Origin of the sequence: Streptomyces sp. NPDC004111, assembly GCF_042874215.1 — a bacterium.
Taxonomy (GTDB): Bacteria; Actinomycetota; Actinomycetes; order Streptomycetales; family Streptomycetaceae; genus Streptomyces.
The window spans coordinates 629380-643848 of sequence record NZ_JBIAMU010000001.1 but is presented as its reverse complement, the minus strand read 5'-3'; the positions used below and the strand labels follow the sequence as shown (position 1 = coordinate 643848).

The 14469-nt window shown below is 71.8% G+C and carries 17 protein-coding genes; 10 read left to right on the top strand and 7 right to left on the bottom strand.

Going from position 1 to position 14469, the window contains the following annotated elements:
* Position 1 precedes the first annotated feature (1 nt).
* From ACFYVL_RS02870 to ACFYVL_RS02855, 4 genes are all read left to right on the top strand, one after another.
* Positions 2-529, top strand: coding sequence for a cupin domain-containing protein (locus tag ACFYVL_RS02870; protein ID WP_389240971.1), 528 nt, complete (start codon positions 2-4; stop codon positions 527-529).
* On the top strand, positions 526-1296 hold the full coding sequence (locus ACFYVL_RS02865; protein WP_389240970.1) for a sulfite exporter TauE/SafE family protein: 771 nt from the start codon (positions 526-528) through the stop codon (positions 1294-1296). Before ACFYVL_RS02870 ends, ACFYVL_RS02865 begins: the two co-directional genes overlap by 4 nt.
* Positions 1293-1928, top strand: coding sequence for an O-methyltransferase (locus ACFYVL_RS02860; RefSeq protein ID WP_389240969.1), 636 nt, complete (start codon positions 1293-1295; stop codon positions 1926-1928). The genes ACFYVL_RS02865 and ACFYVL_RS02860 overlap by 4 nt, the downstream gene beginning before the upstream one ends.
* Positions 1929-2046: 118 nt before the next feature.
* A complete protein-coding gene (locus ACFYVL_RS02855) occupies positions 2047-2595 on the top strand; it encodes a nitroreductase family protein (RefSeq protein ID WP_389240968.1) in 549 nt (182 codons plus the stop codon).
* A gap of 114 nt (positions 2596-2709) precedes the next feature.
* On the opposite strand, the gene ACFYVL_RS02850 is transcribed toward ACFYVL_RS02855, so the two are convergent.
* Positions 2710-5013, bottom strand: a complete 2304-nt coding sequence (locus tag ACFYVL_RS02850) for a DUF4157 domain-containing protein (protein ID WP_389240967.1) — start codon at positions 5011-5013, stop codon at positions 2710-2712.
* 151 nt (positions 5014-5164) lie between these two features.
* Entirely contained in the window at positions 5165-5605 is a 441-nt protein-coding gene (locus ACFYVL_RS02845) for a YybH family protein (RefSeq protein WP_389240966.1), read from the bottom strand.
* A 69-nt stretch (positions 5606-5674) separates the two neighbouring features.
* On the opposite strand from ACFYVL_RS02845, the gene ACFYVL_RS02840 reads away from it, so the two are divergent.
* Positions 5675-6043, top strand: a complete 369-nt coding sequence (locus tag ACFYVL_RS02840) for a winged helix-turn-helix transcriptional regulator (protein WP_389240965.1) — start codon at positions 5675-5677, stop codon at positions 6041-6043.
* A 32-nt stretch (positions 6044-6075) separates the two neighbouring features.
* Here the strand turns inward: ACFYVL_RS02840 and ACFYVL_RS02835 are convergent, their stop codons facing one another.
* A complete protein-coding gene (locus ACFYVL_RS02835; RefSeq protein WP_389240964.1) occupies positions 6076-6582 on the bottom strand; it encodes a winged helix-turn-helix transcriptional regulator in 507 nt (168 codons plus the stop codon).
* Between the two features lie 93 nt (positions 6583-6675).
* On the opposite strand from ACFYVL_RS02835, the gene ACFYVL_RS02830 reads away from it, so the two are divergent.
* On the top strand, positions 6676-7443 hold the full coding sequence (locus ACFYVL_RS02830) for a class I SAM-dependent methyltransferase (protein WP_389240963.1): 768 nt from the start codon (positions 6676-6678) through the stop codon (positions 7441-7443).
* Between the two features lie 58 nt (positions 7444-7501).
* Positions 7502-7738, top strand: a complete 237-nt coding sequence (locus ACFYVL_RS02825; RefSeq protein WP_389240962.1) for a hypothetical protein — start codon at positions 7502-7504, stop codon at positions 7736-7738.
* Between the two features lie 17 nt (positions 7739-7755).
* On the opposite strand, the gene ACFYVL_RS02820 is transcribed toward ACFYVL_RS02825, so the two are convergent.
* Entirely contained in the window at positions 7756-8226 is a 471-nt protein-coding gene (locus ACFYVL_RS02820; protein WP_389240961.1) for a hypothetical protein, read from the bottom strand.
* 178 nt (positions 8227-8404) lie between these two features.
* On the opposite strand from ACFYVL_RS02820, the gene ACFYVL_RS02815 reads away from it, so the two are divergent.
* A complete protein-coding gene (locus tag ACFYVL_RS02815; RefSeq protein ID WP_389240960.1) occupies positions 8405-8770 on the top strand; it encodes a hypothetical protein in 366 nt (121 codons plus the stop codon).
* 65 nt (positions 8771-8835) lie between these two features.
* Here ACFYVL_RS02815 and ACFYVL_RS02810 read toward each other — a convergent pair whose 3' ends face one another.
* On the bottom strand, positions 8836-9777 hold the full coding sequence (locus tag ACFYVL_RS02810) for a MerR family transcriptional regulator (RefSeq protein ID WP_389240959.1): 942 nt from the start codon (positions 9775-9777) through the stop codon (positions 8836-8838).
* Between the two features lie 128 nt (positions 9778-9905).
* Positions 9906-10850, bottom strand: a complete 945-nt coding sequence (locus ACFYVL_RS02805; RefSeq protein WP_389240958.1) for a ribose-phosphate diphosphokinase — start codon at positions 10848-10850, stop codon at positions 9906-9908.
* Between the two features lie 264 nt (positions 10851-11114).
* On the opposite strand from ACFYVL_RS02805, the gene ACFYVL_RS02800 reads away from it, so the two are divergent.
* Together ACFYVL_RS02800 and ACFYVL_RS02795 are read left to right on the top strand one after the other, a co-directional pair.
* A complete protein-coding gene (locus ACFYVL_RS02800; RefSeq protein ID WP_389240957.1) occupies positions 11115-12041 on the top strand; it encodes a universal stress protein in 927 nt (308 codons plus the stop codon).
* 156 nt (positions 12042-12197) lie between these two features.
* Positions 12198-12935, top strand: a complete 738-nt coding sequence (locus ACFYVL_RS02795) for a universal stress protein (protein ID WP_389240956.1) — start codon at positions 12198-12200, stop codon at positions 12933-12935.
* An 87-nt stretch (positions 12936-13022) separates the two neighbouring features.
* Here the strand turns inward: ACFYVL_RS02795 and ACFYVL_RS02790 are convergent, their stop codons facing one another.
* Positions 13023-14423 carry a M20/M25/M40 family metallo-hydrolase gene (locus ACFYVL_RS02790; protein WP_389240955.1) on the bottom strand — a complete coding sequence of 467 codons (1401 nt, stop codon included), beginning with the start codon at positions 14421-14423 and terminating at the stop codon, positions 13023-13025.
* Positions 14424-14469 lie beyond the last annotated feature (46 nt).

Genomic DNA, 14469 nt, shown 5'->3' with positions numbered 1-14469 from the left:
CATGGAAATGAAAGAGTTCTACTACCAGGACGGTCTGCGGGTCAGCGTCTTCAACCTCGACCACGAAGCGGTGCCCTACCACTTCCACAACGAGGTGTCCGACATGGTGTACTGCTCCCGGGGGCAGATAGCCATCGAACTCCCGGAGGCCGGCGAGGTGTTCACCGTGCACCCCGGACAGGTCTTCCAGGTGCCCCGCACGAACAAGCACCGGTTCGTCAACGGAGCCCCCGTCGGAACCCATTCGCGGTACGTCCTCCTCCAGATCGGCGCGTTCGACATCAACTTCGTACCGCCCGCCGAAGGGCTCGCGGACAAGGTCGCCGACCGCGAGGCCACGCACGTGGCGGACGCCGAGGTGTACATCGAGAACCGCGAGGGGGACATCCGCAAGCTCGCCGAACACTTCGCGGCGAAGCGGCCCGAGGTCCTGACCGAGGAGGAACAGGGCGACGTGGTGCAGGCGCTGCGCTGCTTCGTGGACCGCGGGATCGCCGCCGAGCACCCGAGGGCCGCCGTCCAGCCGTGACCGACGCCGCTCCCTTCTCGTTCGGGCCGACCACCTTCGTACTGATCGTCCTCACGTTCTTCGTGGGCGGCCTGTTCAAGGGACTGACCGGTCTGGGCCTGCCGCCCGTCGTGCTCGGTGTGCTCACCGCGACGATCGGCATCGAGCCCGCCAAGGCGCTGATCGTCATCCCGACGTTCCTGACCAACGTCGCCCAGGCGGTCCGGGGCGGCCACGGCCGCAGAATCATCCGGCTCACCTGGCCGTTCCTCCTGGCCGCCACCGTGTTCACCCTGTCGGGGGCCCTGACGCTGAGCTACTTCCGGGCGAACGTGATGTCCGCCCTGCTCGGCGTCGGGCTCGCCGTCTACGGAATTCTCGGCCTTTTCCGACTGCGGGTGAACATCAGGGGAAAATGGTGGAACCACCCGGTCGGCGTCCTTCTCGGAGCGGTCAACGGATTCCTTACCGGAATGACCGGATCCTCGGCCGTACCGGGTGTTTTCTACCTTCAGTCGATCGGTCTGCTGCGGGACCAGCTGATCCAGAGCATGGGGATCCTGTTCACGCTGTCGACGGTTTCCCTGGCGTGGTCGCTGCGCACCCAGGACCTCCTGGAAGTGAACCTCCTCCTCATGTCGGCGGCGGCCCTGGTACCGGCATTTCTGGGAATGTCGCTCGGAAACAAGATCCGCCGCAGCATTCCCGAGGAGAAATTCCACACGGTACTCTGTACCGCTCTGGTGCTGCTGGGCCTCTACATCACGGTCCAGAATCTTGCCAAATGACACCGGACCAGTTAATTGACGAGGAGACACACATCATGGAACAGGCCTTCACCGAGTTACTGCGCGAGCTGGAGGAATTCGGCGAGGCCAACGACTCGTCCACGGACGAGCGCAGCCGGAAGATGCTCAACATCACGCACGACACCGGCGCGTTCCTCGCGGTGCTCGTCAAGGCGTGCAAGGCGCGCAACGTCCTGGAGATCGGCACCTCCAACGGCTACTCGACGCTGTGGCTCGCCGACGCCGTGGGCGAGGGCGGCACGGTCACCACGGTCGAACTGGCCGAGGACAAGGCGGAGATGGCAAGAGAGAACTTCCGGCGCGCCGGACTCGACTCCCGCATCCGGCAGATCACCGACGACGCGGGCCGGTTCATCGCCGGACGCGACGCCGGCGAGTACGACTTCCTCTTCCTGGACAGCAACCGCGCGCAGTACGTCGGCTGGTGGGACTCGCTGCGGCGGATCCTCGCGGACGGCTGCCTGCTCGTGATCGACAACGCCGTCTCGCACGCCCACCAGCTGGAGGAGTTCACCAAGCTGGTCGAGGCGTCGGACGACTTCTCCGGAGTCCTGCTGCCCGTGGGCAAGGGCGAGCTGGTGCTCCTCAAGGAGTCCGGGAGCGCGTCCTAGCCGTACCCGTACCCGATTTCGCACCGGGCCCGTACCCGTATCCGATGTCGTACCGGGCCCGTATCCGCAGCCTCATCCGTACCCGGATCCGTACTGAGGAGTACCTGCCTTGGACGTCATGACGGCCATTCTGACGCGCCGCAGCATCCACGAACTCGCCGGTCCGGCACCCTCCGACCAGGAGTTCGCCTACCTGCTCAAGGGGGCTGCCGCCGCCCCCGACCACGGCGGACTGCGCCCGTGGCGCTGGATCCTGCTCCGGGACGCGGAACTCGCGGCGGTGGGCGACCGGCTCGGCGCCGACGCGGAGGACGGCGGGGACGCCGCGGAAGGAACCCCGGCCGGGGAGGAGTCCGTACGGGCACCCCTGAAGGCGGTGCTCGTCTTCTCGCCGAGCGAGGAGGGCGGGGTGCCCGAGTGGGAGCAGCTCGCCGCGGCGAGCAACGTCGCCTACGGCCTGATGCTGCTGCTGCACGCCCGCGGCTTCGGCAGCGTCTGGCGCAAGGGGCGGTGGTGCCGCAGCGAGCGGAGCCGGGAGCTGCTGGGCATCGGCCCGGACGAACAGCTGCTGGGCTCCCTGGACATCGGGACGCCCGGCGTCCGGGTGCGGCCGGACCGCCGGAGGGTCGAGGACGTCACGGACCGCATGTGCGTCCTGCGCACCTGACGTCCGGGCGCCCCGCTTCCGCGTCATCGGGACGGGACGGGACGGGTCAGGGACGGGCCGGGTCAGGGACGGGCCGGGTCTGGGGCAGGACACCCCTGACCCGGCCCGACCCGTTCACTCCTCTTCCTTTTCCTTCTTCTTCGGCGGCCTCGGCCGTTCCTTGCCGTCGATGCCGGTGTGGCGGCCCGAGTGCAGGACCTCGGCCGACTTGCTCCTCCTGGGGTCCGGCCGCATGGCGACGACCAGCTTCTTCAGGTGGGCGACCTGGTCCTCCTCCTTCCAGACGGCCGGTTCCGGGGTGGAGCCGTCCCAGTAGTCGTGCGCCGACCAGTCGTCCCGCTCGCCCTGGACCTGCTCCACGGTGCCGTTCGGGCCCTGCCGGGTGACCGCGCCGCGCTGGGCCTCCGTCGCGGGCTGCGACCTCCCGTTGAGCGGCGGCGCGGTCGCCATGGTGGCCGCCACCAGCGCCTGCGCGGCGTGCTGCCAGGAGTAGCCCTTGAGCAGCTCGTACAGCTGCCCGGCCTCGCCGCGCGCGTCCGGCAGGTTGTCCCGCAGGCCCTCGATGGCCCCGGCCCACGCCTGCGCCCGCGCGTCGGCGCCGCCCTCGACCTCCTTGCCGCCTTCGGAGTCCACGTTGTACGGGGTCTCGACGACGCCCGTGAAGGAACCGCTGGTCACCTGCGACAGGAACTGGGCGGCCCCGCTCTCGCCGTTGACCAGGACGGGCAGGCCGCGTCCCGCTCCCTCGGTGGCGACCAGTCCGAAGCCCTCGTGCAGCGACGGCATGATCACCGCGTGGGTCTCCTCCCGGTCCCGCACCAGGTCCTCGGAGTTCTTGCTGAAGGGCCGCATGACGACCCCGCCCGCGCCGTAGGTGTCGACGAGGGACTGCCACTTGGCGAAGACCTCCGGCTCCTTCTGCGGGTCCGGAGTGCCGCGGATCGTCATACGGACGTCGAGGCCGCGACCGCCCTGCTTCTTCGGGCGGCGCAGGATGCCGATGGCCTGCACGGCCGCCTCGACGCCCTTGATCTCGTCGGCGGCCCGTCCGGGCAGCAGCACCTTCAGCTTCCGCGGCAGGTGCAGCATGTGCTTGGCCCGGTTGGTGAGGGACGGCTCGATCGGTGCGCCGACCTCGGTGCCGGGGACGAAGTCGTGCAGCGCGGGGGTGCGCAGCACACCCGCCGACAGCCGTTCGGCCTCCTTGGCGAGCAGCGATCCCACACCGGCCACCAGGTCGGCCTTCTGCATCGCCCGGCGTTCCGTGGTGGCCTTCTCGGCGCCCTTCTCCGGCTTCTGCTTGATCTTGTCCAGCCGTACGGGGCTGGTGTGCAGGAAGTGCACCACGCGTGCGCTCGGGTACCAGGAGTCGCGGATCTTCTGCGCGGCGGGGCCGGAGAAGCGGGAGTGCCCGATGACGATGTCGAACGAGTCGGGGCCGCTGGGCAGCTTGTACTGGCCCGGGGAGCCGGAGGCGACGACGTCGAGGCGGTCCCGGCCCTCCTTCACCCCGGGCACCGAGGCGTTGACGATGTTGGCGCCGCCGTGCTGGGCGGTGGTCTCCTCGTGGTCGTAGTCCTTGTTGCTGTTGACGGTGAGGAGGGAGACGTCGTGGTCGTGCTGGAGCCCCTTGACCAGCTCCATGTTGAAGACCGGGACGCCGCCGAGACCGAGCCCGCTCTCGTCGCAGACCACCAGCACCCTGCGGCGGGGCTCGCCCTCGCCGGACTCCTCCTTGCCGCCGTCCTGCTTGGCGCGCTGTACGGCGGTGCCGGGCCGTGCGGTGCTGCGCTGCACGGCGGAGCCCGGTGCGTGGTCGTGGCCGTGGTCGTGTCCGTCACCGGCGTGGTGCTGTACGGGTGACGGGACGTCGGCCAGCCGCTCGTTGGCGCTGGCCGCCCGTTCGAAGGGGTCGCCGGGGTCCGACACCCGTACGCCGTCGCCGCGGTCGGTGCCCGCGACCGGGCCCCTGCGCTGCTGGGAGACGTGGGTCAGCTCGTGGAACAGGGTCCGGTCGTCGATGCCGCCCGACCCGGCGACGATGTTGTTGCCCACGGTGTAGGCGTGCGCGTCCATGTTCGCGGCGGACCGCTGGGCCACCGCGTCCGTGTGCAGCCGTACGTCGGAGAAGTCCTCCTTGAAGACGGACTCGGCCTTCGCGCGCTTCGCCGGGTCCAGCGGTGTGCCGCTCCGGGACGTCACGTCCTTGATCTCCGCGCCGGCGTCCGGCCGCGCGGTCTCCTCCACCCCCTCGACGGAGGAGAGGTGCCCGGACTGCCGCAGCGCCTGAACGACGGCGGCGTTGCCCACCGAGCGCTGGAGCGCGAGCAGCCGCTGCTGCGGCGCGGGCGACGGCTGCCGGGACACCGGTGCGGACTTGGCCGCCTCCTGCTGGTCCCGGTTCTTGCGGATGCTCATCGCGGTCCTCGGTCTCGCTGGTCCTTCGCGCCAGGGTAGGGGCGCGGGTAGGCGGGGGAGGTGGCAAAGAGGGCAGGGTTGGAGGCAGTTGGAGGGGCGGCGAGGGCAGTGAGGGGTGCGGTGGGGGAGGTGGACCGGGTCGTCACCCGACTTATTTGGCGGGTGTGGCACCCGCACCGCGTACGGGGCAGCCCGCCCCGCCCGCTTCCCCCGCCCGTGCCGTGCCGAAGGGGTTGTCGATGGCGTAGCGCCAGCGGCCGTCCGGGCCGCGCCGGGCGATGTCGGTAGCGGTGCCCTCGACGTGCACGGGCAGGCCGTCGGGGCCGGTTCCGGCGATGGTCCAGTCCACGATCAGCAGGGCCAGGTCCCCGTTGCGGTAGACGTGCCGTGGCCGGACCGAGATGGGTACGCCGAGCTGCTGGAGGCGGCTGTTGGCGGTGCGTACGTCGGGCCCGGTGACCGGCGTGCCCGGCTGCGGGACCAGTACCGCCGCGTCCTCGTACACCTGGGCCAGCGCTCGCGCGTCGCCGCTGTTGAACCGCGCGGCGAACACCGCGGGTACTTCTTCGGGCCGTTCGGCCAGTTCTCGCATGATCGACGGACGTCCTTCCGTGCTCGGGTGCCGGGAGAATGGGACGCCCACACGCTAGGAGGCGATCTCGTGGCTCACCGAACGGTTGGTCACCCGGCAGGACTTCCCGACGACCCGCACGCGAACGCCGGGGCACCCGCGCCCGACTGCCCGGTGGAGATCACGATGGCGGCGCTCCAGGGCCGCTGGACGACGCTGGTGGTACGCGAACTGCTGCGCGGCGACCACTCGTACAGCGAGCTGCGCGCGGCGCTGACCGGGCTGTCGGACAAGGTGCTGTCGGACCGGCTGGCGCAGCTCATCGCGACGGGGGTGGTCGAGCGCGACCGCCGCGCGGGCTGGCCGCCCCGGGTGCGCTACGCGCTCACCCCGCGCGGGCGCCGGCTGGGCCCGGTGCTGCAGGCACTGTGGGACTGGGGCTCGCAGCCCGAACACTGAGAGCCCCACCAGCACCTTCTTCCCTTGCTCCGCTACTCCTCCTGCCGCGCGGCGATCAGCGGTCCGAGCACCCGGGTGCCCGGCCCCACCCGCCCGCCGGGGCCCGGCAGTTGCGTGGTGTCGGCCACCGTGAGCGGCGCTCCGCAGGAGTCGCAGGCGACGACGGGCGTCGTGGTGTGCCCACAGGTGTCGTGGCGGACGAGCGCGGGCGGACCCGCGGGCTCCGCGTACCACTTGTCGCCCCAGGCCATCAGCGCCAGCAGTACGGGGTAGAGCTCGCGGCCCTTCTCCGTGGCGCGGTACTCCTCCCGGGGCGGGCTGTCCTGGTACCGCTCGCGGGTCAGCACGCCCTCCTCGACCAGCCTGGCCAGCCGGGCGGCGAGCACCTTGCGGGACAGCCCGAGGTCGTGCGCGAGCTCGTCGAAGCGGCGGACGCCGAGGAGCACGTCGCGCATGATCAGCGCCGTCCAGGCGTCGCCGAACAGGTCGGTCGCGCGGGCGATCGAGCACGCGACGCCGGAGAGGGGAGTACGGGTCACGGGAAGCATCGTAGTGCGAAGGGTTCCCTGAGGGAACTCGCCGATGCTAGGTTCACTCGGGGAACCTGACCCGCAGCGTCGAGGGAGACCGGCATGGCCACCGCCCCGCACATCGCAGTCGACACCTCCGGACCCGGAACCGTGGACGGCCGCCACATCCGGGCCCTGACGTTCCAGTCCGTACGGCTGGAGTACGTGCGGCACGTACTCGCGGAGGTGGGCCTCGCCGCGGCGGGCGGGACGGCGCTCGTGGTCGGCAGCGGGCGAGGACTCCCCGCGCGCGGCCTGGCCCGGCTGGGCTTCGAGGTGGTCGCCACCGACCCGTCGCCCGCCGCGACGGCCCTCGCCGGGGAGGCGGACGAAGGGCTCGGCATCACCTACCTCACCGCCCCCGCCGAACAACTCGCCCTGCCCGACGACTCGTTCGATCTCGTCTACTGCGCCGACACGCTGGAGATCACCGCACGCCCGGACGCGGTCCTCGCGGAGGCGGCACGCGTACTGCGCCCCGGTGGCGCCTTCGTCTACGACACGGTGAACCGCACCGCCGTCGCCCGCCTCGTCTACCTCGGCGCGTTCCAGACCTTCCCCGGCACCCGGATCATGCCCCGGGGCCGATACGCCGCCGCCCGGCTGCGCACCCCGGCGGAGCTGGCGGAGGCCCTGGGGAGGGTGGGGCTGTCGGCGCGGGACGTCTCGGCGTTCAAGCCGCGCGACGTACGCGCCCTGGTGCGGGCGGCACGGGGCCGCAGGCGCGGCACACTGACCGACGCGCAGCTGCCGGAGCTGGTCGACATGGTCCTGGAGCCGGAGGGGAGAGCGGTGGTGACGTATCTGGGGTACGCGGTCCCCGGACCGTGACACGCCACGCGCCCAGCCGTCCCACCCAGTAAATCGAACACGTGCTCTAATTTAAGCCATGGCTCGATCCCACCCCTTCCCCGCCGACCTGATCCAACTCCAGCGCGACTGGACCGCCGCCTATGAGCTGCTCGCCCAGGACCCGACCCGCACGGCCCTGCGCCGCCGCCTCCGCCGCCTCTCGGTCCGCATCGAGCGCCACCCCCACTGGACGGCGGCGGACGGCCGCACCCGCACAACCCGCCCCGACCTCCGCCGCGAGGCGAGGGCGGAGGCAGAACGGGACGCACGCTGACGGCCCGCCGGCCATGCCTACCCGGCGTACCCCGGTCCCGTCTTGCCGGTGAAGGGAAACAGCGGATAGCCGTCCACGCAGGGGCCCGCGGCAGGGTAGTACGGCCAGTCCATCCCTACGCGGTACAACAGGGTCAGGGCGACAGCACCCACGAGCAGCACGAGCCACCTGGTCGCTCGCCCGCCAGGAAGGGGCCATCGCTGGATGACGAACTGGAGCAGAGCCAGCAGCAGAGTCATGCAGAGCCACATGACGAGCAGGAGGGCATGCAGCCCCAGGTTGCCGCCTGCGTCGTTCCCGAGTGGACAATCCGCCCACGAGTGAATCGTCCACACCGTGCCGGCGAACGAGCCGATCGTGGCGAGGAAGGCAGCGAGTACGTATCCACCGCACCCAGGGGCAGAAGCGCGCGCCTCGACCTCCGTCCCGGCTTCGCGCATCCTCGGGGTTCCTCCCTCGAAGTCGTGTGACGTGTCGAACGCGCGCACGGGTCGACCCTGCCCGTGACCGGGCGGCTTCACCCACACTGACCACACGGCGATCACCCTGGTTCCCGATCGAGCCGCCCTGTCCTGCCCGTGTGGCCGTGCCGCACCCAGTTCCGAGGAGTCCTCATTGATCAGCCAAGGGGTATGGGCCACTGGCCGGTGCGGTGAGTGCGGGTCCGTGACCGGCTTCGACGTCGGCCAGTTCTTCGACCGCGATGTGCTCCGCTGGGGCACCGAAGGCAGTTGTGCGGGCTGTCCGAACGCGTGGTGCGAAACAGGGAGTGGTGTCACGCCCCAGCACGTCCGGCAAGCTCTGCTGCGCGCGTACGGTCCCGCGCGCCTTCGGCCGGACGCCGAGGTGCCGACGCTCGTTCCCGTGATGCGGGCGCTGCGTACCGGACTCGGGCTGTCACTCGGTGAAGCGCGGGCGCGGGCCGTGGAACTCGTCGGGACCGGGCTCGTCGGAACGCTCGTCGAGATGGAGGTCCTGGCGGTCCGCCTGCGGAGCCAAGGTGTCGCGGTGCGCGTGGAAACGGGTGCGTAGTCCCATCACGGGGCGAGCCGTTGGCCGGGGAGAGGCAGCCGGTCCGGCGCTTCGGCCGGGGGCTTTCACCGTCCCTCCGCCCGCAGTGCCCGTACCGCCCAGTCGAGGACCGGGGCCATGGTGTCCGGGGGCGGCCAGCCGTTGATGAGGGCGAGCAGGTGCAGGTAGTGGTCCCTGCGGGGGTCGTTCATGGATTCCAGGTGGGCGGCCAGGCGGACGCGGAGGGCGGGGTCGTCCGGGGCGCCGGTGATCTTCGCGTAGTGGGCCGTGAGCAGGGCGATCACCGGCGCGGCCTCGGGCGAGGCCGGTGCGATGCCGTCGGCCAGGGCGGGCTCGACCAGGGAGCGTACGGCCGCGGCGAGGACGAGCGGGATGCCGGTGGCGGTCTCGGTGATCCGGTCGGTGGCCAGGTTCTCGGCCATGCCGCGCATGGAGTCGCGGAATTCCGGGTCCTGGCAGAGCTGGGCCAGCTCCACCCAGGCCGTCAACTGCTCGGGTTCGGGGTGGTCGGGGAGTTCGGGGGTCATCGAGCGGGTGACCGCGGAGAACGCGGGGTGCGACCGCAGTCCGTCGAAGACCGAGTCGAGGAAGTCGCCGATCAGCCGGGTGCGTTCCTCCTCGGACAGCTGGGCGAGCCGGAACATCAGGTCCAGCTCCTCCGGTGTGGAGCCGCGCTCGGCGACCACCGTGAGCAGCGCCCGGCGCAGACGCAGATGGTGGATCTGTACGTCGAGCGCCTCGGCGTGCACCGCGGCGACCTCGGGCAGTGCGACCTCCCGGTCCATGACCTTGCGGATGGCCGGGAGGTCGATGCCCAGTTCGCGCAGGGTCCGCACGAGACCCAGCCGGACCACGGCGTCCTTGCCGTAGCGCCGGTACCCGGCCGGGCTCCGTACCGCCGGGGTGACGATGCCGGAGTCGGAGTAGAAGCGGATGGTCCTGACCGGGAGCCCGGTGAGCCGGGACAGGTCGCCGATCGAGCACAGGGAGGTGTCGTTGCCGTTCATGCGCCCCAGCATCGGGTCTCCAGTTACTGGAGACTCAAGGCCGGGGAGGGATGAGGGAGGCAGGGGGCTGTTTGTTGGGGTTTGTTCGGGGGTGTGGGTGGGGGAAGGCTGCGTCCGGCCCCCGGGTTCTACGACGGGTCGAACAGGGCGCTGACCGACTCGCCGTTGTGGATGCGGCGCACCGCCTCCGCCAGGGCCGGCGCGATCGACAGGACGCGGAGCTTGTCGGTGCGTTCGGCCATGGGCACCGGCACCGTGTTGGTGCAGACGATCTCCAGTACGTCCGGCTGCTCGGACAGCCGCTTCAGCGCACCCGCCGCGAACAGGCCGTGCGTGCACGCCACGCGCACGCTGCGGACCCCCAACTCCCGAAGCCTCTGCAGGAGTTCGATGACCGTACTGCCCTTCGCGATCTCGTCGTCCAGGACGATGACGTCCCGGTCCGCGACTTCGCCGATCACCGAACTGATCTTGACCTTGTCGTCCGCGAAACGCTGCTTCGCCCCGGCCGCCACCTGTACGCCCAGCAGTCGCGCGAACGCCGCGGCCTCCTTGGCGTTGCCGAGGTCGGGGGAGACCACCGTGGTCCGCGACAGGTCGCACCCGCGGAAGTGCTCCGCGAGTTCGCGCAGCGCGTGCAGGTGGTCGACCGGTACCGAGAAGAACCCGTGGACCTGCGGCGAGTGCAGCGTCATCGCCAGCACCCGGCCCGCCCCCGACGTCGCCAGCAGGTCGGCGACCAGGCGGCCGCCGATCGAGATCCGCGGCGCGTCCTTCTTGTCCGACCGGGCGTACGCGTAGTGCGGCAACACCACCGTGATCCGCCCGGCGGACGCGCCGCGCGCCGCGTCGCACATCAGCAGGAGTTCGAACAGGTTCTCCTGGACCGGGGCCACCAGAGGCTGGATCAGGAAGACGTCGCGCTCCCGGCAGTTGGCCTGGAGCTGGGCCTCCAGACAGTCGTTGGCGAACCGGTCGATCCGTACCGGGCTCAACGGCACCCCCAGGTGCGCACACACCTCCTCCGCGAGCTCCGGATGGGCACTCCCGCTGAACACGGCGATGTCACGCACGAGATAGCTCCTTGCTGGCTGCTGGCTGCTGGCTGCTGGCTGCTGGGGCGGCGAAGGCGGGCTACGGGTGCATGATGGCAGAGCCCGGCGGGCGCGCCGGGTGCGGGTGGCGGAGGCGGGTGGGGCCGGCGGGACGCGAGTGACCCGGGTGGGAGCGCGGGAGCGTGCGGGGGCGCCGTTCCGGGTGCGGTTCGCTTCGGGAAATCGGGACACAAGGGACTTTCGTCCCTGCCCTGAACGCCTTGATCACCCCAGGATGGAGGTATGGACAACCTCCCGGTCATCACCGCAGTCGACGGATCCGACCACAGCCTCCGGGCCCTCGAATGGGCGCTGGCAGCCGCGCGCAGCCGCGGTACGGAGCTGCTCGTCGCCCACATCAGGACCGACCACACCAAGGCACTGCCGATGGCCGGCTCCGTGCCGATCCTGCCGCCGGTCGACTCGGTACCGCTCCTGACCCACGTCCAGGAGCAGATCGAGGCCCGGGAGGACAGCGCCGAACTGCCGCCGGTGCGTTACGAGACGGTCGACGGAAGCCCCGGCTCCGGGCTGGTGGCGCTCAGCGAACGCGGACAGCTCCTCGTGCTCGGTTCGCGCGGGCGCGGCGGCTTCGCGAGTCTGCTGCTCGGTTCCGTCAGCCGTGCGTGCACCGCGCGGGCGGCCTGTCCGGTCGTCGTCGTACCGCACGCGGCCCGCACCGAGGAGGCCGAAGCGGCGAAGGCGGACGGGCCCGCGCCGGTGGTGCTGGGGTTCTCGCTGGAGGAGACCAGCGACGTCGTCGTGGAGTTCGCCTTCGAGGAGGCGAAGCGGCGCGGGGCGCCGCTCCAGGTCATCACCACGTACCCCGTCCCGTTGTCCACGCTCGCGCTGATGGGCGGTGACATCGAGGGCGCGGGCGCCACGGGCCGGCCCGAGATCGAGGCCGACCTGCGGGAGACCCAGAGCCACCGCCTGCGGCCCTTCGTGCAGCGGTACGAGGAGGTGCAGGTCCAGCAGGTGGTCGCCGCGTCCGACGCGGCCGGCCGGCTCGTCGTCGCCTCGCAGACGGCCGGGCTGCTGGTGGTGGGTCGGCACCGGCGGCGCCTCAGCGCCGACACGTTCCTCGGCTCGGCGGCCAACGCGGTGCTCCAGCACGCGCACTGCCCCGTCGCCGTGGTACCGCCGCAGCCCGCGAGCCCGCTGGGCTGAGCGGGCTCGGACGGACGTACGCAGACAAGGGCCTCGGCCCGTGGGAGGAGTCCGGTGAACATGACGTACACGAACACGGCTCGCACGAGCACGGCTCGAACGGGATCGGCTCGCACGAGCGCGGCTCACGCGCGGACGTCGGACGCGGTTCCTCCCGTGGGCCCGCCGCTGATCGTGGTGGGTGTGGACGGCTCGCGCAGGTCCGGGGCGGCGCTGCGGTGGGCGGTCGCCGAGGCGGCGGCCCGCAGCGGCCGGGTGCGTGCGGTGATGTGCTGGACCTGGGCGTGGAGCCCGTTCGGGGCGAGGTTCGCCGCCGAGAAGCGGGCTGCCGGCGGGCGGGGCTCCGGTGCGCGACGCGGTGGCCGGCGGGACATGCTCACCCTGGAGGAGCTGACCGAACTGCGGCTGCGGGAGAGCGTCGCCGACGCCGTCGGCGAGCACCCGCCGGTCCAGATCCAGTGCAAAGTGGTGCAGGGTGCGGTGCCACAGGCGCTCGCCCTGGCGGCGGAGAACGCGGAACTCCTGGTGGTCGGTACGCGCGGCTACGTGGGAGCCAAGCGGATGCTGTTCGGCTCGGTGAGCCGGGACGTCGTGGCACACGCCCCGTGCACGGTCGTGGTCGTACGGGAGGGCCGGGCGGGTGCGTTCCCGGCGGCTGCCCGCGTCCGTCCGCGTGCGGAATCGCGTACGGATTCGAGTGCGGAGTCGCGCACCGGCTCACGCACTGAGTCGCGTCCCGGGTCGCGGGCCGACTCGCGTGCCGGCTTGCGTACGGACCCCCGGGCCGGTTCGCGTACGGACCCCCGGGCCGGCTCACGTACGGATCCGCGTGGCGATTCCAGCCAGGGGTCGCGCGGCGACCGGGACGGCGAGGGGCTCGTGCCCGCGCGGTAACGGCAACCGGAAGGGTCAGCCCCAGCCGACCCGGCCCCGGTCCGCCCCGTCAGCCCCCGTCCGCCGACCCCGCCCCGGTCCGCCCCGTCAGCCCCCGTCCCTCGACCCCGCCCCGTCCGCCCCTGCCGCGAACAGGCCGAGGAACAGGGTCTGTGCCTCGATGATCCGCCGCAGTTCGTCCAGGTCCACGCTCTCGTTGCCCGCGTGGATGCGTGCGCCCGCCATGTCCTCGGCGCCCCACAGGATCACGCCCGCACCCGGTGCCACGGAGTGCAGCGTGGCCACCAGGCCGATGGCGCCACCACTGCCGATCCGGCCCGCGGGGCGGTCGAACGCCGTGCTCAGGGCCTGCTGCGCGGCGGCGAGCGCCGGGTGTTCGGTATCGGCGCGGAAGGGGGAGCCTGCCTTGACCGCCTCGGTCTCCACCCGTACGCCCCACGGCGCGACCGCGTGCAAATGCTCCATGAGGAGGCCCAGTTCGTGTGCCGCGTCCGCGCCGGGCGGCACCCGCAGGGAGATCCGGGCGGCGGCCGAGGCGTGCAGGACGTTGGGGGCGCCGTCGCGCGGCGGGACGTCCACGCCGAGCACGCTCACCGAGGGGCGGGACCACAGGTGGGAGGCGACCGACCCGGAGCCGATCACCTCGACCCCCTCGACCAGCCCCGAAGCGGCCCGCAGTTCGCCCGCCTCCATGTCCGCCCCCGGCCAGTCGGCCCCGTGCAGTCCGGGCACCGCCACATTGCCCGCGTCGTCGTGCAGGGAGGCCACGATGCGGCTGAGGGCGACGAACGCGTCCGGCACCGGGCCGCCGAAGACCCCGGAGTGCACCGGGGCGCGCAGGGTCGTCACCCTGAGGTCGCACACCGCGGTGCCGCGCAGCGTCGTCGTCAGCGCGGGCTCCCCGGTGCGGATGTTGCCCATGTCGGCGATCACGAAGGCGTCGCAGGCGAACAGTTCGGGGTGGGCGGTGACATAGGGGCCGAGGTGGCTGACGGTCTCCTCCTCGCCCTCGATCAGGATCCTGAGGGTGACCGGGGGCCTGCCCTCGTACGCCCGCAGGGTCGCGGCGTGCGCGACGACGCCGCTCTTGTCGTCGGCCGCGCCCCGGCCGTACAGCCGCCCGTCGGCACCCGTCGTCGCGGTCCACGGGTCGGTCTCCCACTCCTGTTCCTCGGGAGCGGGCTGGACGTCGTAGTGCGCGTACAGCAGGACGGTCGGCGCCCCGGGCGGACCGGGCACCTCCGCGTACACGGCCGGGTAGCCGTCCGGGATGTCGAGCAGCCGGGCGTCGGTGGCGCCGCTGCGCCGCAGCAGTTCGGCGGTGGCCCGCGCGGTCCGCAGCACCGGTTCCGCGGGGAACCCGGGGAAGGCGACGGAGTCCAGCGCGACCAGGGCGGTGAGCTCCTCGGTCAGTTCGGGCATCAGGCCCGCCACGCGTGCGGCGGCCTCGCGGGTGCCGGGGGAGAGCGGTGAAGCGGTGGTGTCCATGGCGCGGTCCTTTCCGACTGCGGGGACGCAGGAGTGTGCGGAGTGC